The organism is Chryseobacterium herbae, assembly GCF_025154075.1.
Classification (GTDB): domain Bacteria; phylum Bacteroidota; class Bacteroidia; order Flavobacteriales; family Weeksellaceae; genus Chryseobacterium; species Chryseobacterium herbae.
Map to the genome: position 1 here is coordinate 231871 of NZ_JAOAMU010000005.1, position 20174 is coordinate 252044.

Below are 20174 nucleotides of genomic sequence, written 5' to 3' on the forward strand. Positions count from 1 at the left end.
CGGAGTCACTATTTATCTTTAACGGTTGCAATCGCAATGTTAAATTTATTTTTTTCAGCAATTTCCATCACAAAGACAACATCTTTGTGCATCGTATTTTCATCCGCCCGAATAGTAAAAGATCTATTCGTTTGATCTGTTAATTTACTGACAATGACAGATTCCAGCTGGTCTCTTGTCACAGGATTATCATCTACAAAATACGTTCCGTCCGGTTTAATACTTACCGTCAAAGGATTAGGAATATTATCTTCAACCGCTCCCGCTTTAGGCAACTTTACATCAATCGCACTTTGATTGGCGGCGGATGAAGTGATCATAAAGAATATCAGCATCAGCAAGATAACATCGGTCATCGCTGCCAAACTGAATTCGGGATTCGCTTTATTTCTTCTCTGAATTTTCATCTTTTTACTTTTCTTTTTTTAACGGTCAGATGGAATCGCTACTGTTTGAAAACATTCTAGGAAGCGATTTCATAAGAAAGATTTATAAAGGTTTGTTGATAAGGTCTAAAAATTCTCCGGACATATTCTGTGCTTTCAATACAAATCTGTCAATTCTCGTTAAAAGAATATTGTAGAAAAAGTTAGCTGGAATGGCTACCGCCAAACCTACCGCCGTCTGTCCCAATGCCGTATAAATACCTTCAGACAATGTTTTTGGCGAGAAAGATCCCGTTGCATGAGAAAGGTTGAAGAATGCTATAATCATCCCTATAACCGTTCCCAAAAGTCCCAGCATCGGCGCGATACTTGGTACCACAGCTAGAAGGTTCAGATTCCTTTCCATATTGGCTACCTCTATCTGTGCCTGGGATTCCATGGCACTTACAATGTCAGAAACAGGACGTCCCAGTCTTGAAATTCCTTTTTCCAGAATTCTGCCTTCAGGAGAGTTCTGCTTTTTTGCATAATCTGCAGCCGACTCTATCTTTCCTTCTTTGATAAAATCTTCAATATTCTCCATGAAATTAGCATCTGTTTTTGAAGTCAGCCTTTTAATAAAGAAGAAACGTTCAAAAAACAGGTATAGCGAAAACACACCTAAAGCCAGAACGACAAACATCACTATTTTAGCGAAAGCCCCTCCGTGGAACATGATCTTCCAAAATGAAAATTCTAAATCGTCTGTTGCAACTGCAGGAGCAGTAATCTGTGCAAATAAAATCTGAGTAAGTTCCGTTAACAGCATTAATGTGAATTTTTATAAAAATTTAACGACAAATGTAGTGGAATATTATGAATTGCTCTCTTAAAAAATGCTTAAAAACAACTTAAAGTTTGTTATGATTTAGAGACAGCAAATTTCTCTCCAAAAGAAAATTTGAAAAGAAATTTGATATAAAAAGGATGAAAAAGTGGCTATTCCTCGCCTACATCAATGTCATCCTGTGTAAATTCGCATTTTAAACGGAATGGGATCGGTGTATCAGATCCCGTATAGAAATCGTCGATAGTACCCTTCCATATGACCTGAAGTTCACCTTCTTCATTTTTCTCAAACTGAAGCTCATTATCGTAGATAAAGGCATCATCGTCGTCGAATAAATCCACTTCCGTGTAGGTTTCTTCTTCAGAATCATTAATCCTGATCACTTTTCCTTCAATTTCCTTCGATTCGATAGGAAAATCGAAAATTTCAAGTGAAAGCTGCGGAAAGTTGTACTGTAATGAATCATCATCTACATGATCCAAACTGTCATCCGTTATAATTTCAACCTCTAATAAATGTTGTTGGTTGCTGTAGACCGCTTTACAATAAGTGTTTCTAATATTGTATTTTAGAGTCTCCTCCGGATGGTAAATTTTTAAAATCCCTTTCATTATTTCTTAAAAAGAGCTGTAATAATATGATTGTTAAACGTTTTAGACAAAGATAAAAAATTGATTCAAAGTTGAAAATATTTTGAAAATTATTTTTTTAAATCATTATGATTGATCATTCCGTATATGTCAATAATACTTACTTTTGCTGCATAAAGATTCTGAAAATGAAAAACATTTTATCAAAAGGTATTGTAGGACTTGGACTGGTGATCAGCCTTGCTTCCTGCAAAAAATCCGATTCTCCCCTGACGAAGGTGACACCTACGAATATGGATTCCATTGCATCCAGGTATTATGAGCAGTATCTGAAATTATATCCTTTAGAAGCTACTTCTCAGGGAGATACAAGATACAACGACCAGCTTCCGATCAATATTGACAAGGATTTTATTTCCGGAGAGGTTGCTTTTTACAATTCTGTACAAAAACAGCTGGAAAGCGTTGATTACAAAGGACTTTCGGATGAAGAAAAAGTAGTTTACGATGTCCTGGATTATACTTTAAAAGATAAAATCGAGGCCTATGCCTATCACCCGGAATATATTCCTTTCACGCAGTTTGGAGGACTTCCCCTGAATTTTCCTCTGTATGGAAGCGGCGAAGGAAGTCAGCCTTTTAAAACAGAAAAAGACTACATCGACTGGCTGAAAAGAATGGAAAAATTCCCGGAATGGATGAATGCAGCTGCTGACAATTTCCGTGAAGGAATCACCAATAAAGTGGTCCTTCCTAAAAAACTGGTCGTTAAAATGATCCCTCAGATGAGAGCAGAAGAGATCACAACGGCTGATATGGATAAAAATATTTTCTACGGCCCGGTAAAAAATTTCCCGAAAAGCTTTACCCAGGCTCAGAAAGATAAATATTCCGCGCTTTATGCAGAAGCGATCACCAAAAAGATCATTCCGGCTTATACCAAAATGGGCACATTCCTGGAGAAGGAATATCTGCCAAAAGCAAGAGACACGGATGGCTACAACAGTCTTCCGAACGGAAATGAGATCTACAGGTATTATGCTAAAAGCTGGACGACAACCAAGAAATCACCAGAGGAAATCAATAAAATCGGGCTTCAACAGGTCGCTATGCTTCGTGCTGAAATGGAGAAAGTAAAACAGCAGGTCGGTTTTTCCGGAACACTGGAAGAGTTTATCAATTTTGTAAAAACAGATCCTAAAGCGATGCCGTATAAGACATCTAAGGAGGTTTTAAATGGATTTAACGGTATTTTAGCGAAGATTACTCCTAAGCTGAAAACAATGTTCAGCGTATCGCCGAAAACGAAGTTTGAGATCAGACAAACGGAAAAATTCAGGGAAGCAAGTGCCAGCGCAGAGTATATCCAGGGAACTCCGGATGGAAAAAGACCGGGAATATTTTATATGCCGCTTCCTGACCCAACTAAATTCAATGTGACTTCAGGGATGGAATCTCTTTTCCTTCACGAAGCGATACCGGGACACCATTATCAGGTTTCTCTTCAGCAGGAAAACACCAAGCTTCCTAAATTCATGAGATTTGGATGGTTTGGAGCGTATGGAGAAGGCTGGGCGCACTATTGTGAGACTCTTGGACCTGAATTTGGTCTTTACACAGACCCTTACCAGAAAATGGGTTACCTGAGCGATCAGATGCTGAGAGCGGTAAGATTGGTCGTAGATACCGGAATTCATACCGGAACTATGACTAGAGAGGAAGCTATTAAATATTTCCTGAGCAATATTTCTTATGATGAAGCCAGCGCTACGGCAGAGGTGGAAAGATATATGGCAATGCCGGGACAGGCGTTAGGTTACAAAATCGGATCGTTGAGAATCCGTGAGCTTAGAGAAAAGTATCAGAAAGAGCTTGGCAAGAAGTTTAATTTAGCAAGCTTCCATGATGAGATCTTAAGTCAGGGATGTCTTCCATTGGATGTTTTAAACAGGAAGATGGATCTTTGGGCTAAGAAGCAGCAATAGATTTATATAAAAAAATAAAAATAATAGAGATGGGATGATTAATTTTAATGTCCCATCTTTTTTAATTTAACTTTATTACAATGATCATAGAAAGCCTGAGATCTCTTTATAACAGAGATTTGAATAAACTAAAAACTGAAATAGAATCCTATCAGAATGAAGCTTCGATCTGGAAAACCGACCAAAACATTACCAATTCAGCCGGAAATCTATGCCTCCATCTGGTTGGAAACCTTAACAACTTCATTGGTGCTGAGCTTGGAAAAACCGGCTATGTCAGAAACCGGGAGCTGGAATTTTCACTGAAAGATATTCCTCAGACAGAACTTTTAGCAATGGCAGAAGCCACTACAGCCATGGTTGATCAAGTCCTCAGCCAGTTGACTCCGGAAGACCTTGAAAAGGAATATCCTCTTGTCGTTTTTGAAGATAAAATGACTACAGGATACTTTCTCATCCACCTGATTACCCATCTGGACTATCATCTGGGCCAGATCAATTATCACAGAAGACTGCTTGATCTATAAAATACAAAAAAGCTTATAGAAGAAATACATTTCTACTTTTCAAACATCATTTTCGTAAGAAAGTCCTTCTCCCCTTTTCCTCTGGCGGGTGAATACTCTCTTCCGTAGAAAATAATCTGCAGGTGAAGCTTATTCCATGCTTCTTCAGGAAATATAGACTTCGCATCTTTCTCCGTTTCTACAACGTTTTTCCCTGAAGTAAGTTTCCATTGCGTCATCAGCCTGTGAATATGGGTGTCCACCGGAAAAGCAGGAAATCCGAAAGCCTGGCTCATCACCACAGAAGCGGTTTTATGCCCTACTCCGGGAAGTGCTTCCAGCTCTTCATAAGTTTGAGGAACGATACCATCATGTCTTTCCAGTAAAAGCTCGGCCATTCTTTTCAGGTTTTTTGCTTTTGTATTGGACAATCCTATTTCTTTGATGAGTTCTTTAATTTCAAATTCTTCCAGTCTCGCCATCCTTTGCGGAGTTCCGGCTACCTCGAAAAGATGGGGAGTCACTTGATTCACTTTTTTATCGGTTGTCTGTGCAGAAAGTGCTACAGCAACCATTAAGGTGTAAGGATCGGTATGATCCAAAGGAACAGGTGTGGTGGGATATAATTTCTCCAGTTCGTTCTGAACGAGCTCAGCTCTTTGCTTTTTTGTCATTTAACCATTAAATTTGAACAAAATTAATTCATTATGCTGAAAGTTGGAGATAAATTACCTGAATTTGAAGGAACAAATCAGGATGGTGAACCCATAACCTCATCAAAACTGATCGGAAAGAAATTAGTCGTTTTCTTTTATCCTCAGGCCAGCACACCAACGTGTACCGTGGAAGCCTGCAACCTGAGTGACAATTACTCAAAGCTTAAAAAAGCCGGATTTCAATTATTGGGTATAAGCAGAGACAGTGTAAAAAAGCAGAAAAACTTCCACAGTAAATTTGCTTTTCCATATGATCTTCTCGCCGATGAGAATCACGATGCTATCGAAAAATTCGGGGTTTGGCAGGAAAAGAAAACATTCGGAAAAACATATATGGGGATTGTAAGAACCACATTTATTTTTGATGAAAACGGAATCTGCACAAGAGTAATTGAGAAAGTTACGTCTAAAACTGCGGCTGACCAGATTCTGGAAGGATAGAAATTACAGGATTGGAAGCTGGAAGAGGGATGATGGAAGTAGTATTGGGCATTATTTTAAACAGTCATCGTAAAATTTGATGACATCGTTTAAAAAAATAATAAAGTTTATGATGCAATTATGCTTCAGATCTCAATAACTTCCCTCTTCCAGCTTCAGACTTCCTGATATTACAATTTATTTGGTTTCGAAGTACATCAACTCTTCATCGTCATTGGGAAGAGTTACATAGTTTTTGAATTCCAGGCCCAGTTTTTTAATGAGGCTTTGTGATGAAAAATTATCTTTTGAAGTGATCGCAGAGATTTTCGTCAGACCAAAGATATCCATCCCGATCGATTTTACCTTCTGAGCCGCTTCATAGGCATATCCCTTCCCTTCAAATTCTTCCAGCAGGGAAAATCCTATATCTACGACATCAAGTCCTTCTCTTTCAAAAATTCCTACTGCGCCTATTTTTTCGCCTTTATCTTTTGTCAGCACCAAATAATTTCCGAAGCCGCATTTTTCAAACTGGGGAAGAAACCTGTTTTTAATATAGTTTTCAGCATCAGCAAGGCTGTTTACCCCGCGATCGCCGATATACTGAATAAACTTCGGTCTGTTGTAAAGTTCAAAAATAAATTCTCTGTCATCCACCGATACAGGCTGGATAATCAGTCTTTCTGTTTCGTAAACGCTATTTTCGTTTGGTAGATTTCTTTGGGTCATCTTTGGGTTCTTCTTTTTTCTGAATTTTTAAAAGCCTTGGATTATTCGCACACTTTTTATTGTAAAGTTCAATATAAGTTCCGTTGTCTTTCACGTTGGAAACAGTTCCTGAAGACTTATTGACGGTCAGCGTATAATGTGTTTTCTGGTAAGGACATTCTTTTGAGGTAAGTTTCCCTAGATCGAGATAATAACTGGCAGCATCTTCATAATAATTGCCCGCAACGTCTTTAAATTCCTCGTCTACCATGTATCCATCAGCTGTCAGAATGATAGCCGCTTCTTCTGCATTGTCAATTTTCCCGACGAACTTCCTCAAACCTTCAAGATCCGTGATGTAATTCATTTTTCCGCCTGTAGCATAAACGATATAGTAAAAGCTGTCTTCTGTAGGGAATAAATTAAAGCCGGAAAATTGTGGTGTATAGTCTTTTTTTCCGCCTGAAGTTCTGATCTCCTGATTTTTCCCATAACTGTTGTATACCAAAACCCAGGAATCTATCCTTTCATTCGGAATGATCTGTTGCAAAATATTCGGGATACTGGAAAAATTTTTCTTGTTCTGAGAAAATCCCAGAAACCCAAGAAGCAGAAACAAAAAAATGGTTGATCGTGTTGCGGTTTTTATCATAATTCAAAAATCAGCAGAAAGTTAGCCATTATTTTTACATGAACTTATCTCCTTTCTTGAAACTTTTCAGATCAAGAACGTAGTCTTTAATCAATTGATCATTGTCTCTTGGACAGATCAGCAATGCTTTATCTGTATCAACGATAATAAAATCTTCAAGGCCATCGATGATTACGGCTTTGTTGTTGTTCTTCAGTCTGATGATATTCCTTTTGGAATTATAATTGAGGAAATGCTTCAGTTTCACCGCGTTTCCGTTTTTATCTTTTTCAGTGTTTTCGTATACGGAAGTCCAGGTTCCAAGGTCACTCCAGCCCAGATCCGATGGAATTACATATACATTTTTCGCCTTTTCCAGAATTCCGTTATCGATAGAAATTTTCTGTACTTTCGGGTAAATGGTCTCAATGCAGCTGTCTTCTTTTTCGGAATTGTATTCGCAAGCCATAAAGTGCTGCATCATTTCTGGAAGATAGAGTTCAAATGCATGATGAATGCTTTTCACATTCCAGATAAATATCCCTGCGTTCCATAGAAAATCTCCGCTTTCAAGGAAGCTTTGGGCAATTTCAAGAATAGGTTTTTCCGTAAATGTTTTTACTTTGAAATAATCTGAACTTTTCTTTTCTACAAACTGAATATATCCGTATCCGGTATCCGGTCTGGTAGGCGTAATCCCTAAAGTGACCAGATAGTCATGCTTTGCAGCAAGATCAAAAGCCAGTTCTACTTTCTCCAGAAATACTTCTTCTTTTAAGATCAAATGATCCGCCGGAAGTACGATCATCGTGGCATCAGGATTTATCTCAGCAATCTTGTTCGCCATGTACAGGTTGCATGCCGCTGTATTTTTCATCAGAGGTTCGCCCACAATATTTTCTTCAGGAATTTCCGGAAGCTGCTGGTGGGAAAGCGCAACGTATTCTTTATTCGTGATTACGAATATCTGTTCCTTAGGAATGATACGGCTGATTCTGTCATACGTCTGCTGAATCATAGTACGCCCGATTCCTAAAATATCCTGAAACTGTTTTGGAAATTTCTGTGTACTCATAGGCCAGAACCGGCTCCCGATTCCTCCCGCCATGATGACACAGTATCTATCTGATTTTAACATTCTTGCCTACATTTTTCGACCCTTGCCAGAGGCTTGAAAGAATACTTCCTTCCCGTAGCCAGGTTCTTACAAAGATAGTTTTTTTTAATCAGACCTTCTAATAAATACTTTTCGTTCCGGTAGATAAAATATTCTCCTTTTTGAAGTTCTTCTATAAAGTGCAGCCTATCATCTTGTTTTTCAGTATGAAAATATCTTACAAGATCCGGGCTAGCCATAAAATTGGCTTTTGGAGATTTTGAAAATCGGATGATAATGGGCTTCAGATCTTCATCATAGACTTCAAGGCTTTCGAGAAGCATGTTTTTGAACGTTTCTTTCCACTCAATGCCGTGTGGCGATATTCTGCGTCCATATTTCTCAAAAGCGATCAGATGGGCCAGTTCGTGGGTAAGCACAAAGAAAAAAAGCGGTGGAGTCAATGTTGAATTCACCGTTATTTCATGGGATTTATCCGGAAGTTTTCTGTAATCTCCCAGTTTGGAGTTCCGGCTGCGTGTAACTTTTATGTGAATAAAGTAATCTGCAAACCAAACCCTTAAGTATTTTAGTGTATTTTGAGGTAAATATTTTTCTAATGACTGGATAGACATTTTACAAAGTTAATGGAATTCCTGCATAGAAATTCAGCAATTTAAGACTGAAAAGATAATTGTACTTCGCCTGTGCCACGGATCCCTGTGCGTTTGCATAGTTATTTCTCGCAACATTAACATCGTAAATAGTGGTTCTTCCTGCGGTGTAACTTTTGTCAGCAAATTCTAAAGCAAGTTTTGTACTCTTCTCTGTTTCTACTGCCGAAAGGAAGGTCTCATAATTGGCATCCACGTCAAACTGGGCCTTTTGTACATTCTGTCTTACCGTCTGCTTCTGCTGCTCCAGCGTGATCTTAGCTACGCTTTCATTGATTTTAGACTGTTCTACCTGCAGCTTGGTGTTTCCTTTATTGAAAATCGGAACATTCAATGAAATACTGGCATTCTGTCCAAAGTTATCTTTATACTGACCGAATAAATTTCTTTCCATCACAAGATTCCCTGTCGCATCAACACCTGTGGTATTAGTGGTTAAAAGATTGTTGTAAAAACTTCCTATTCCCACACTTCCTGTAAGCGTAGGCCAGAAAGCCGTTTTACTTACTTCTGTTTGTGCTAAGGCAGAATTGATCCTGCTTTGTGCGGCTTTAACCTGAGGTTGATTTTCAAAAGCCGTGGTAAGAACTTCATCCACTGATTTTAATGGTTGTTCCAGTTGATCAGGAACCTCCACATATTCAATATCAAAATCTTTATAATCGGGAAGCTGTAAGAGCTGTGCCATGGCAAAAAGACTTCTGCCAACGTTAATTTCAGCAGTCTTGCGGTTTTGCTTCTCTCTCGCCAATGCTGCTTCTGCTTCCGCAAGAATGGTCTGAGCTGTAGTTCCAACCTGAGTTGTAATTTTTGCTCTGTCGTATTGCTTTTGGGCATTTTCAACAGCGCTCTCCGAGATCTTTACGATTTCTCTATTCAGGAGGGTGGTAAGATATTGTTGTGCAATCTGAAGGGAAATATCATTTTTGATCGTTTCCACATCATATTGGCTGGCTTCTACATCAAACTGGGTTTTTCTGACAGTTTTCTCCAGTCTCCCATTGTTATACAGTAAAATATCCGCTCCCAGATTAGCACTGTTACTGAACCTGTCATTCCTCAAACTTCCTGTTCCAAATGAAGTCTGCCCGAAACTCACATTGTTAGACATACTTGCGGATACTGAGGGCAGATACTGATTTTTGGCCATTTTAAGGTTTGAATCCTGGATCTGTTTAGAATATTGATTTTGGATAACCTGAAGATTATGCTCTACGGCATAGTCTACACATTCTCTTAAGGACCATTTCTTCTGAGCACTCAGGCCCAGACAGCTTAATCCAAAAACGATAATCCAAACTTTTTTCATATTAATAATTTTCAATATTAGACGAGCCAAATATAAAAAAGTTACAGTTTTAATAATTAATATTTTATTTTAAAAAAACTTTTGTGAATTTTGCATCATGACAAACGGACAATATCAGGAAGCTGTAGACTGGCTTTTCGTACAGGCTCCCAACTATCAGATCGACGGGCTGAAGGCCTATAAACCTGGGTTAGAAAATATTACAAAGCTGTGTGATTTTTTCGGCAATCCTCAGGAAAAGATAAAATGCATCCATATCGGAGGGACCAATGGTAAAGGATCTTCGAGTAATATGCTGGCTTCTGTTTTACAGGATGCCGGTTATAAAGTAGGTTTATACAACTCTCCGCACCTTATCGACTTCACGGAACGCATCAAAGTCAACGGGAAAAACTGCGATAAAAAGTTTATCTATGATTTCATTCAAAAACTGAAAACCCTTCCCGAAGATATCCTTCCCTCCTTTTTTGAATTTACCACCATTATGGCTTTTGAATACTTTTATCAGCAAGGGGTAGATTTTGCCATTATTGAAGTTGGGCTTGGCGGAAGACTGGATTCCACGAATATCATTCAGCCTCTTCTCGCTGCTATTACCAATGTACAATTGGATCACCAGAACATTTTAGGAGACACAATCGAAGAGATCGCATCAGAAAAAGCAGGCATTATCAAGACTCATATTCCCATTATTTCCGGAGAAGAAACGGATACGGTTAAAAATATCATCAGACAGAAGGCTAAACTTGAAAATGCACCGTTTATTGACGCTACAACCTTACAAACGGACCTTGCTTCTGATCTTAAAGGGAATTATCAGAAGAAAAACATCCGCGTTGTTCTTGCCCTGGTTGAAGAATTAAAAAAGCTGAATATCAGTATTTCTGATGAAAATATAGAGAACGGACTGCTTCATGTGCATCAAAATACGGGGTTTATTGGTCGCTGGTTTGAGTTTTCTCAAGATCCGCTTACCATTTGTGATACTGGCCACAACCAGGCCGGACTGGAGTATGTTTTTTCTCAGCTTAATTCTATAGATCGGCACAAGCACGTGATTCTGGGCTTTGTCATTGACAAAAAAATAGATGAAGTGATGGCTCTTCTTCCTGAAAATTCTGAGTTTTATTTTGCAAAACCATCCATCAACAGGGGAAGACATCCCGAAGACTATGAAAATTTGCTGCAGGAGTCCAAAATTTCTTATAAAATTTTTGATTCTGTGCAGGAAGCGTATCTTTCTGCAAAAGAGCAATGTACAAAAGAAGAAATGATTTTTATCGGCGGAAGTAACTTTGTAGTAGGAGAATTTTTAGAAAAAAATTTGGAGATTTCCGAATAAGTCGTATATTTGCACCACTCTAAACGAGGAAACAAGTATAGGGGCTCTTAGCTCAGTTGGTTCAGAGCATCTGGTTTACACCCAGAGGGTCGGGGGTTCGAATCCCTCAGGGCCCACACAAAGGTAACTGAAGCCTTTCAAAAAAAGTTCAGGGCTCTTAGCTCAGTTGGTTCAGAGCATCTGGTTTACACCCAGAGGGTCGGGGGTTCGAATCCCTCAGGGCCCACAAAATCTCTCAGGAAACTGGGAGATTTTTTTAATACCTAATCTTAAGATCTGAAGAGATTATTTCATGCTTTTCATGAGAAGTCCTAATTTATACAGATCAAGATATCGCAGATTAACATTTCCTTTTAAAAGCTTTTTCTTTACTCCCAACAGCATTTTATCGCTTAAAAAGAATCTGATACAAGATTTAAAAGGCAGCTGACTGTACAATCTGACTAATTTTACTTCAGCCAATTTTGCATTAAGCCTTTCATCTTTGAGCATTTTAGCTAAACTGTCCACAGATTCTACCACTTTTTCCAGATAGACTGCATTGCTTTCCAGATCATTATTAAGGATCGTGTTGTTAATATGATCAATTTTTACGTTCTCAGATTTTAAATCCATTGCAAAAAGAAGGTCTTCATACCCGTATTTCTGAAAATCAGGATTGAAATACACCTTTTCAAACGTATCTTTTTTGATGATAAAATTATTGGTCTGAAAACTTAAATAAGGTTTACCCAAACGAAGCTCTACAGCCAGGTTTTCTCTTTCTACGGCAAATTTCCACCTTAAATAATTTTCACGATCCGGAGCGGCCTCTAAAACACTTCTTCCTCCGTAAATAACTTCGGTCTCCGGGTTCTTTTGGATAAAATCAGTATATTTTTTTAAGAAATTTTCCTCTGTTATTTTTCCGTCGCAATCCAGAAAGAGCAGATACTCCCCTGCCGCATATTTTTGGAAGAGATTCCTTATTCTGGACCGTCCTATATTTTTTTCAAGGAAAATAAATTGATTGACTTCGTTTTGAAGTATATGATTCATTTTTTTACAGCTTTCGTCTGATGCGTCATCGATCAGGATAATCTCTGCGCTGATTCCATCGGCTTCAATCTGTTTTTTTAAAGCTGATACCAAATCACGGACATCAAAATTAAATACAGGAATACAGACCGACAGCACCATTATAACTGGATTTTTTCAACAATCTTCTGAACATTGAGCTCTTCAAGACAAGCCCAGTCGCCACGGTAGCATTCTTTATCCCCAAAAACGGAACAGGGCCTGCAGGTAAGATCTTTCACCTGAACCACATCATTTTCACTCTGTCCAAAGCCTAAAAACCCCGCATAAGGATGCGTTGAGCCCCAAATAGAAACACATCTGGTTCCCATAAGACTCGCCAGGTGCATATTGGCAGAATCCATGGAAATCATGAGCTCAAGTTCTGAGATCTTGCGAAGTTCTTCCGAGAGATTTAATTTTCCTGAAAGACTTTTTGTGTTCGGGATTTCTCTTTCCCATTTTTCGAGGGTTTCGGTTTCTTTTTCCCCGCCACCGAAGAAATAGATCTTATATTTTTGCGCCAGAATCCTGGCCAGTTCGTATGATTTTTCTAAAGGAAGCATCTTTCCTTTATGTTGCGCGAAAGGAGCTAAACCTATTCCGGATTTTTCTCCCGGTGCCGGCCTCAGTTTATTAGACAGTTCCACTTTAAAACCCATTGCACGGAAAACATCAGCATAGCGCTCCACCGTCTTTTTTAACTGCACTTTCTTCAGATTCCAGACATCGGTGAGCTCTTCCTTTTCTTCCTTTCCTTTATTGATTTTAAAGACTTTAAGTCCTTTTCTCCTGTAGATCTTATCCAGGATTTTGGTTCGGATTACATCATGAAGATTGGCGATAAAATCAGGATTAAATTCTTTGATCAGCTCATTAGCGAGTCTCCTCAATCCAAAGAAACCTTTGTATTCATCAAGATTAATCCCTTTAAATGTAACGTTCGGAATATCAGAAAATAAACTTTCGAAATTCTTTCTGGAAACCATGATAATTTCCACGTCAGGATTCTGCTCCAGAAACTCCCTGAAGACAGGTGCTGTCATCGCGACATCACCGAAAGCGGAAAAACGATATGCTAGAATTCTGGTCAAAGGCTAAGATTTTAGCTGGTAGGCAACTGCGTAAAATTTAATTTGTTTGGTCATCGCCATTAATCCGTTTGCTCTGGATGGCGAAAGAAATTCCTGAAGTCCGATCTCTGCAATGAATTCAAAATCAGAATCTAAAATTTCCTGTGTAGAATGACCGCTGTAAATACTTACCAAAAGAGAAACAATTCCCTTTGGAAGAATCCCGTCTGAATCAGCATCGAAAAAAAGCTTGCCTTCTTTGAATTCAGCATCGATCCACACCTTACTCTGACAGCCCTTGATGAGATTATCATCCGTCTTTCTGTCTTCGGGCAAACCTTTTAGCTCTTTTCCAAGATCAATAATGTACTCATATTTCTGTTCCCAGTCATCAAGAAACGCGAATTCGTCAATTATTTCCTGCTGTTTTTCTTTAATGGTCATGTTTTAACAATTATCTTTTGCAAAGATAGCCAATTTTATAAAGATAATTTGTGAGATGCTTTTTCAAAAAGCTGTAAAATTTTCATTTCCTCATTTTCCCAGCAAAATACATCTGCTGCTTTATCAAGTTCTTTTCCATAATCCTTCCTCCCTCTTTTAAGCACTCTGTTAATTGCTTTTTCAATAGTGTCGGGTTCGTGATCAGTAACCATTTCTCCTATGTCAAACTGGTTTTTAATGCGCTGCATTTCAGGGAAATTGATCATCACAAGCGGTACCCGGGACTGAATATAATCACATACTTTATTGGGAAGGGAGTAAAAATAGCTCACTCCATTATTTTCTTCAAGACTGAACCCTACATCTGCCGTTTTTGTCACTTCTCTCAGGTTTTCCGGTTTTAATTTTCCTAGAAAAATTACTTTTTCCTGTAGTTTTTCCTGAACAACAAGATTTTCATAGGTCTTTTTCAAAGGACCGTCTCCGGCAATTTTTAAAACGGCATCGTGAATGGAATGCATGGCAAGAATCACTTTATCTATTCCTCTGGATTGGTTTACGGCGCCCTGATATAGTATTATTTTAGGATGATTGTCAGGAATTTCAGGAGCAGACAGAATTTTTCTGGGAATATTCCTGACCACGACAGCATCTACCTTATACTTTTCATGAAACCATTCGGCATAGCTCTGACTTTCCGTCATCATGAATTCTATTTTGGGAAGGATATTTCCCTCCAGCACTCTCCAGAATTTCTGCGAAAACCTGTTTTGTATTGCCGGCATTTCTGTAAAAATCTCATGGCTGTCAAAAACCAAAGGAATATTCAGTTTTTTTGCAATCAGGTAATTGGGAAGAAGCGCATCAATATCATTGGCGTGAAGAATAGTATTTTGATCGGCTTTTATCTTTAGCTGCTTAAATAATTTCCAGTTGAACTCAAAATAGGCCGTTTTTAAACTTGTCGATTTTAATTCTATCCTTGAAAAAGGATAAGGACGTTCCATTTTTTCGCTGCCACCCCAGTCGTTTCCGATGACTTCTACGGGATAGCCGTTGTCATAAAGGGTCTTGCAAACCTTCTCAATTCTTTGGTCCGTATATAGATTACTGAAAGCAGAGGTCAATATTTTCTTCTTCATTATTTTTTCCCGCCAAATATTAAATAATAGACCTGAATAAAGCAAATCAGTCCGTTTGGAATGATAACCGGCCAAAGCAAACCATTAAAAATACCATAAATGACAAAACAGATACAGCCTATCATATTGACAATTCTAATTTTTCTTACATCTTTCAGTATGAAACTCAATACTATAAAAACTGATGCAGAATATCCGATATAAGTAGTAATTTCGGGATTCATGGGGAAATTTTAAAGGATAACAAACTTAATCATTTTCAATAAGATAATAAAATTTTTTCTGCCATAAAGTCATTAATTGATTTTTGGTAAAATATTTGTAATTTAGATAATGAATAATTGGCACTGTTGCTATTATTCTAATGAGATATATTATGGATTATAAGTTTTCACAAGGTTTGAGCCAAGTGTTCAAACAAAGCAAAAGCGAAGCTAAACGGCTGAAAAGTGAATTTCTTAATACAGAACATCTACTTTTAGGTATTATAAAAACGGAAAACTCTGCAAAAGAAATCCTTCAAAACCTTAATGCGGATTTAACACAAATCAGAAGAAAAATTGAAACTTTAAATACAGCAAGTCTTAATCCTATTTCTGAGGAGGTTACTAATATTTCTTTCACCAAGATGGCAGACCATGCGATCAAACGTGCAGAGTTAGAATGCAGACAGTATAAAAGCAATGAAATTAATACCGTTCATTTGCTTTTAGGCATTCTTTATAAATATGAGGACCCTACTTCAAACATTTTAGGAGCTTATGACATCGACTATGAAGGAGTTTCAAAGGAATACCAGACGATGCTTAAAAATTCCGGACAGGCACCACAGATGAGTGCTTATGACGATGATGATGACCGCGAGGAATTTGAGCAGATGAGAAAGCCTTCAGGAAATTTAGGCTCTGCAAAAAGTAAAACCCCTACATTGGATAACTTTGGTAGAGATCTTACTTCTTTGGCAAGAGACGGAAAATTGGACCCTGTAATTGGTCGTGAAAAAGAAATTGAGCGTGTTTCTCAGATCTTATCGAGAAGAAAGAAAAACAACCCTCTTCTTATTGGTGAACCGGGAGTTGGTAAATCTGCGATTGCAGAAGGACTGGCTTTGAGAATTCAGCAGAAGAAAGTGTCTAGAGTTCTTTACGGAAAACGTGTCATTACTTTGGATCTGGCGAGTTTAGTAGCCGGAACAAAATACCGTGGCCAGTTTGAAGAAAGAATGAAAGCGATCATGACTGAGCTGGAAAAGAACAGAGACGTCATCCTATTTATCGATGAGCTTCACACTATTGTAGGTGCAGGAAGTTCTACGGGAAGTCTGGATGCATCCAATATGTTCAAACCGGCTTTGGCAAGGGGAGAAATTCAATGTATCGGTGCTACAACTCTGGATGAGTACCGTCAGTATATTGAAAAAGATGGTGCTTTGGAAAGAAGATTCCAGAAAGTAATGGTGGAACCTACCAATATTGAGGAAACCATTCAGATCCTGAATCAGATTAAAGATAAGTACGAAGAACATCATAATGTAGTGTATACTCCTGAAGCGATTCTAGCTTGTGTCAATTTGACAGCAAGATATATTACAGACCGTTTCTTACCGGATAAAGCTATTGATGCATTGGATGAAGCTGGTTCACGTGTTTATATTAAAAACATGAAAGTTCCGACTGAAATCATTGATTTTGAAAAGAAAATTGAGGACATCAAAGAAATGAAGCAGAAAGCGGTTAAGGCTCAGGATTATCTTGAGGCGAGAAAGCTTAAAGATGAGGAGGAACGTCTACAGATGGAACTGAATTCAGCTCAGGACAAGTGGGACAAAGATGTAAAAGAGAAAAAAGAAACCGTAACGGAAGAAAATGTTGCTGAAGTGGTTTCTATGATGAGTGGTGTTCCTGTAACGAAAGTCGGTAAAAATGAGCTTGACAAATTAGCTCAGATGGATGACAAACTGAACGGAAAAGTGATCGGCCAGGAAGAAGCTGTGAAAAAAGTCGTTAAGGCAATTCAGAGAAACAGAGCTGGTCTTAAAGATCCGAACCGACCTATTGGTACGTTTATATTCCTTGGAACAACAGGTGTTGGTAAAACTGAGCTTGCTAAAGTAATGGCAAGAGAGCTTTTCGAATCCGATGAATCTCTGATCCGAATCGACATGAGTGAATACATGGAAAAATTTGCGGTTTCAAGATTGGTTGGAGCTCCTCCGGGATACGTTGGGTATGAAGAAGGTGGACAATTGACTGAAGCGGTAAGAAGAAAACCTTATGCTGTGATTCTTCTGGATGAGATTGAAAAAGCTCACCCTGATGTATTCAATATTCTATTACAGATCTTAGATGAAGGTCACGTTACGGACAGTTTAGGTAGAAAAATTGATTTTAGAAATACAATCATTATCCTTACTTCAAACATCGGAACAAGAGATCTTAAAGATTTCGGGGATGGTGTAGGATTCGGAACTTCTGCTAAAAAGACCGGTTCAGATACAAGAGCGAGAAGTACGATTGAAAATGCCCTTAAAAAAGCATTTGCTCCGGAATTCCTAAACAGAATTGATGACATTGTAATCTTCAACTCTCTGGTACAGGATGATATCAAAAAAATTATCGATATCGAGCTGAACAAACTATATGGCAGACTTGAAAAACTAGGCTATAAAGTAGAGCTAACGGAAGATGCGAAAAACTTTATTTCTGAAAAAGGATGGGATAAAGATTTCGGTGCGAGACCATTGAAACGTGCGATCCAGAAATATATTGAAGATCTATTGGCAGAAATGCTGGTAAACAAGCAATTAAATGAAGGAGAAACCGTAGTTCTTGAGGTAAATGAAGCTAAAGACGCGTTGACCGGAAAGACTTCAAAACCGAAAAAGACGACTGAAAAGTCTTCTCAACCGTAAACAAATAATATCATTATAATGAAAAGCACCGGAATGTTCCGGTGCTTTTTGTTTTCTTAGGTTTTGGCTAAAGCCGTTCTCAAATATGGGTAAAAATAAAACGGGCTAAAGCCCGTTCCTATTGATGTTTTTTATTTCAACCAAAAAAGAAAAATATGCACAATTATCCGTGCAAATCCTTGAGATCCGTGGGAAATAAAAATTAAAGTCCTACCACAAATCCTATATTCGGGACAAGACCACTCGAAAATATGCTTGAATTCTCTTTCCAAAGTACGTTATACATTACTCCCAGCTGCATAAAAGAGTTCCCTCCTATCCTCTGCATATAGCCGCCTCCGAGATATAGAGCCGTTTCCTGTTCATTGGATTTATAATCATACAGTTTGTCTTTATAATTAATAAAATACTGCTGAAGATTCGCGCCTACATAAAAGGATCTTGCGAAATAGTAATTGGCAAAAGGGCCGACTCCAAACATCGTGGATTTGTAAGAATTGGAAGTCTGCCAGGAAACACTTCCTATCACTCCCGCCTCAAGATCATCGGTCAGTCTGTATCCCACTCTTGGTGAGGCCTGCAGATAAAAAGCACTGTTGCTTCCAAACCCTAAACCGATTCCTCCTCCGAAGGTCCATTTATTATTGTCCTGAGACTCTGTGCCTACTGAAACCTGGGAAAACATTGATCCTGAAATTATTATAAATAAAGGAATAATGAGTTTTTTCATATTAATATTGTTTTTATCGATGTTTAAAATTATGGTTTTTTTGCGAATTTTTTTAATTGTATTTTTGCCGGGTCAAACTAAGAACTCCCGTTAAGAGTTTCGTAAAATTGAAATACAATGAAAGTAGTAGTAGGATTATCTGGAGGTGTAGATTCCAGTGTAACAGCGTATTTGCTGCAACAACAAGGTCATGAAGTCGTGGCTTTGTTTATGAGAAACTGGAATGATGCTTCGGTAACACTGGAGGATGAATGTCCATGGATAGAAGACAGTAATGATGCCCTGATGGTGGCTCAGAAATTAGGAATCCCTTTTCAGGTGATTGATATGAGTGACCTTTACAAAGAGCGCATCGTAGATTATATGTTCGATGAATACCAGAAAGGTAGAACTCCGAATCCGGATGTTTTGTGCAACAGAGAAGTAAAATTTGATGTTTTCATGAAAACCGCAATGTCTTTAGGTGCTGATAAAGTGGCAACAGGACATTATGCGCAGGTAAATTCCACTTTTGATGAGAATGGAAAGGAAATATTCCATCTTTTAGCCGGAAAGGATAACAATAAAGACCAGTCTTATTTTCTGTGTCAGCTGAGTCAGGATCAGCTTTCAAAAGCATTGTTCCCAATCGGAGAGCTGACAAAACCGGAAGTAAGAGAAATTGCCAAAGAAATCGGTCTTGTGACTGCTGATAAAAAAGATTCTCAGGGATTGTGTTTTATCGGAAAGGTAAGTCTTCCTCAGTTTTTACAGCAACAGCTGGTTCCTAAAGAAGGGGAAATTGTGGAAATATTCAAAGATTCACCATTATTCTCGGTAGAAAAACCTGAATTTTCTTCAAAAGAGGAAGAGCTGGAATTTTTAACCCAGAAAATCAACTATAAAAAAGCTGACGGTAAAGTAATCGGAAAGCATCAGGGAGCTCAGTTTTTCACGATCGGACAAAGCAAAGGACTTGGTATCGGCGGCCATAAAGAAAGCTGTTTTATCATCTCCAGAGACATGGAAAACAATATTATTTTTGTGGGCGAAGGCCACAGTTCTCCGGGATTGCACAAAAAAGCATTGAAAATCGATAATTCGGAGCTGCATTGGGTTCGTGAGGATATGAAGCTGGAGAATGGGGCATCTATGGAAGTAATGGCGAGATTCAGATACAGACAGACATTGCAGAAAGCAGTACTTTATCAGTTTGAGGATGCATTGTATGTTGAATTTGAAGAGCCACAGTCGGCGATTGCGGAAGGTCAGTTTGCAGCGTGGTATATTGATGAAGAGCTGATTGGAAGCGGTGTTATTGCCTAAAGAAAAAGTTTTTGAAAATTTTCTGTAACGAATTTTGAGTTGTTAGACTTACTCAGTAAATAACAATAAAAAATATCACTATGAAAACGACTTCAAAAAACCAGTATTCTTTTGTCAACTTTTTTTTAATTCCTGTTGTAAGTGCCGTTTTTGGGTATAATCTTTATCAGATGATTGTACACACGGAAGCTTCAAATATAGCGTCCACCCTTATTCTTGCAGTGATCACTTCTGTCATGGTACGTAAATATGGTTACAAACCGACAAAGGAAAAACAAGACATTTAAATCATCTTAATTGATATCTATAAAACCCCGA

At 38.3% G+C, this 20174-nt stretch carries 22 protein-coding genes and 2 tRNA genes; 9 read left to right on the forward strand and 15 right to left on the reverse strand.

Annotated elements, in window-relative coordinates; all coding sequences use genetic code 11:
* Positions 1-8: 8 nt before the first annotated feature.
* The 3 genes from N0B48_RS16365 to N0B48_RS16375 all read right to left on the reverse strand — a co-directional run bounded on the left by N0B48_RS16365 (position 9) and on the right by N0B48_RS16375 (position 1826).
* Entirely contained in the window at positions 9-407 is a 399-nt protein-coding gene (locus tag N0B48_RS16365; protein WP_259839945.1) for an ExbD/TolR family protein, read from the reverse strand.
* Between the two features lie 82 nt (positions 408-489).
* Positions 490-1194 carry a MotA/TolQ/ExbB proton channel family protein gene (locus N0B48_RS16370; RefSeq protein WP_259839946.1) on the reverse strand — a complete coding sequence of 235 codons (705 nt, stop codon included), beginning with the start codon at positions 1192-1194 and terminating at the stop codon, positions 490-492.
* Positions 1195-1364: 170 nt separating this feature from the next.
* Positions 1365-1826, reverse strand: coding sequence for a hypothetical protein (locus N0B48_RS16375; protein WP_034724389.1), 462 nt, complete (start codon positions 1824-1826; stop codon positions 1365-1367).
* Positions 1827-1993: 167 nt separating this feature from the next.
* Here N0B48_RS16375 and N0B48_RS16380 point away from each other — a divergent pair, with 167 nt between their 5' ends.
* Positions 1994-3790, forward strand: coding sequence for a DUF885 domain-containing protein (locus N0B48_RS16380; protein WP_259839947.1), 1797 nt, complete (start codon positions 1994-1996; stop codon positions 3788-3790).
* 80 nt (positions 3791-3870) lie between these two features.
* Positions 3871-4317: a DinB family protein gene (locus N0B48_RS16385; RefSeq protein ID WP_259839948.1), complete on the forward strand. Its 447-nt coding sequence runs from the start codon at positions 3871-3873 to the stop codon at positions 4315-4317.
* 32 nt (positions 4318-4349) lie between these two features.
* Here N0B48_RS16385 and nth read toward each other — a convergent pair whose 3' ends face one another.
* Positions 4350-4970 (reverse strand): endonuclease III, encoded by a 621-nt coding sequence (gene nth / locus N0B48_RS16390; RefSeq protein WP_259839949.1) that lies wholly within the window; start codon positions 4968-4970, stop codon positions 4350-4352.
* A 33-nt stretch (positions 4971-5003) separates the two neighbouring features.
* Between nth and bcp the strand changes: the two genes are divergently transcribed.
* On the forward strand, positions 5004-5453 hold the full coding sequence (gene bcp / locus N0B48_RS16395) for a thioredoxin-dependent thiol peroxidase (protein WP_259839950.1): 450 nt from the start codon (positions 5004-5006) through the stop codon (positions 5451-5453).
* 177 nt (positions 5454-5630) lie between these two features.
* On the opposite strand, the gene N0B48_RS16400 is transcribed toward bcp, so the two are convergent.
* The 5 genes from N0B48_RS16400 to N0B48_RS16420 are packed head-to-tail and all read right to left on the reverse strand — an operon-like array spanning position 5631 to position 9853.
* On the reverse strand, positions 5631-6164 hold the full coding sequence (locus tag N0B48_RS16400) for a GNAT family N-acetyltransferase (RefSeq protein WP_259839951.1): 534 nt from the start codon (positions 6162-6164) through the stop codon (positions 5631-5633).
* The gene (locus N0B48_RS16405) at positions 6133-6795 is read right to left on the reverse strand and encodes a hypothetical protein (protein WP_259839952.1); all 663 of its coding nucleotides are present in this window, start codon (positions 6793-6795) and stop codon (positions 6133-6135) included. The genes N0B48_RS16400 and N0B48_RS16405 overlap by 32 nt, the downstream gene beginning before the upstream one ends.
* A gap of 34 nt (positions 6796-6829) precedes the next feature.
* Positions 6830-7912, reverse strand: coding sequence for a mannose-1-phosphate guanylyltransferase (locus N0B48_RS16410; protein WP_259839953.1), 1083 nt, complete (start codon positions 7910-7912; stop codon positions 6830-6832).
* Positions 7906-8505, reverse strand: coding sequence for a SprT-like domain-containing protein (locus N0B48_RS16415; RefSeq protein ID WP_259839954.1), 600 nt, complete (start codon positions 8503-8505; stop codon positions 7906-7908). Before N0B48_RS16415 ends, N0B48_RS16410 begins: the two co-directional genes overlap by 7 nt.
* Position 8506: 1 nt before the next feature.
* On the reverse strand, positions 8507-9853 hold the full coding sequence (locus N0B48_RS16420) for a TolC family protein (RefSeq protein ID WP_259839955.1): 1347 nt from the start codon (positions 9851-9853) through the stop codon (positions 8507-8509).
* A gap of 97 nt (positions 9854-9950) precedes the next feature.
* Between N0B48_RS16420 and N0B48_RS16425 the strand changes: the two genes are divergently transcribed.
* From N0B48_RS16425 to N0B48_RS16435, 3 genes are all read left to right on the forward strand, one after another.
* Positions 9951-11195, forward strand: a complete 1245-nt coding sequence (locus N0B48_RS16425) for a bifunctional folylpolyglutamate synthase/dihydrofolate synthase (RefSeq protein ID WP_259839957.1) — start codon at positions 9951-9953, stop codon at positions 11193-11195.
* Positions 11196-11236: 41 nt separating this feature from the next.
* Positions 11237-11311 (forward strand) — tRNA-Val (locus N0B48_RS16430).
* Between the two features lie 35 nt (positions 11312-11346).
* A tRNA-Val gene (locus tag N0B48_RS16435) sits at positions 11347-11421 on the forward strand.
* Positions 11422-11480: 59 nt separating this feature from the next.
* Here the strand turns inward: N0B48_RS16435 and N0B48_RS16440 are convergent.
* From N0B48_RS16440 to N0B48_RS16460, 5 genes are read right to left on the reverse strand one after another with little or no spacing between them, the layout of a single operon-like run.
* Positions 11481-12374, reverse strand: a complete 894-nt coding sequence (locus tag N0B48_RS16440; protein WP_259839958.1) for a glycosyltransferase family 2 protein — start codon at positions 12372-12374, stop codon at positions 11481-11483.
* On the reverse strand, positions 12374-13345 hold the full coding sequence (locus N0B48_RS16445; protein ID WP_259839959.1) for a glycosyltransferase family 9 protein: 972 nt from the start codon (positions 13343-13345) through the stop codon (positions 12374-12376). Before N0B48_RS16445 ends, N0B48_RS16440 begins: the two co-directional genes overlap by 1 nt.
* A gap of 3 nt (positions 13346-13348) precedes the next feature.
* Positions 13349-13768: a SufE family protein gene (locus N0B48_RS16450; protein WP_259839960.1), complete on the reverse strand. Its 420-nt coding sequence runs from the start codon at positions 13766-13768 to the stop codon at positions 13349-13351.
* 35 nt (positions 13769-13803) lie between these two features.
* Positions 13804-14910: a glycosyltransferase family 4 protein gene (locus N0B48_RS16455; RefSeq protein ID WP_259839961.1), complete on the reverse strand. Its 1107-nt coding sequence runs from the start codon at positions 14908-14910 to the stop codon at positions 13804-13806.
* Positions 14910-15134 carry a uroporphyrinogen decarboxylase gene (locus N0B48_RS16460; RefSeq protein WP_259839962.1) on the reverse strand — a complete coding sequence of 75 codons (225 nt, stop codon included), beginning with the start codon at positions 15132-15134 and terminating at the stop codon, positions 14910-14912. The genes N0B48_RS16455 and N0B48_RS16460 overlap by 1 nt, the downstream gene beginning before the upstream one ends.
* A 152-nt stretch (positions 15135-15286) precedes the next feature.
* Between N0B48_RS16460 and N0B48_RS16465 the strand changes: the two genes are divergently transcribed.
* Positions 15287-17821: an ATP-dependent Clp protease ATP-binding subunit gene (locus N0B48_RS16465; protein ID WP_259839963.1), complete on the forward strand. Its 2535-nt coding sequence runs from the start codon at positions 15287-15289 to the stop codon at positions 17819-17821.
* Positions 17822-18023: 202 nt separating this feature from the next.
* Here the strand turns inward: N0B48_RS16465 and N0B48_RS16470 are convergent, their stop codons facing one another.
* Positions 18024-18551, reverse strand: coding sequence for a hypothetical protein (locus N0B48_RS16470; protein ID WP_259839964.1), 528 nt, complete (start codon positions 18549-18551; stop codon positions 18024-18026).
* Positions 18552-18668: 117 nt separating this feature from the next.
* On the opposite strand from N0B48_RS16470, the gene mnmA reads away from it, so the two are divergent.
* Complete coding sequence (gene mnmA / locus N0B48_RS16475; RefSeq protein WP_259839966.1) at positions 18669-19856, forward strand: tRNA 2-thiouridine(34) synthase MnmA; 1188 nt, start codon at positions 18669-18671, stop codon at positions 19854-19856.
* 80 nt (positions 19857-19936) lie between these two features.
* The gene (locus N0B48_RS16480; RefSeq protein WP_259839967.1) at positions 19937-20143 is read left to right on the forward strand and encodes a hypothetical protein; all 207 of its coding nucleotides are present in this window, start codon (positions 19937-19939) and stop codon (positions 20141-20143) included.
* Positions 20144-20174 lie beyond the last annotated feature (31 nt).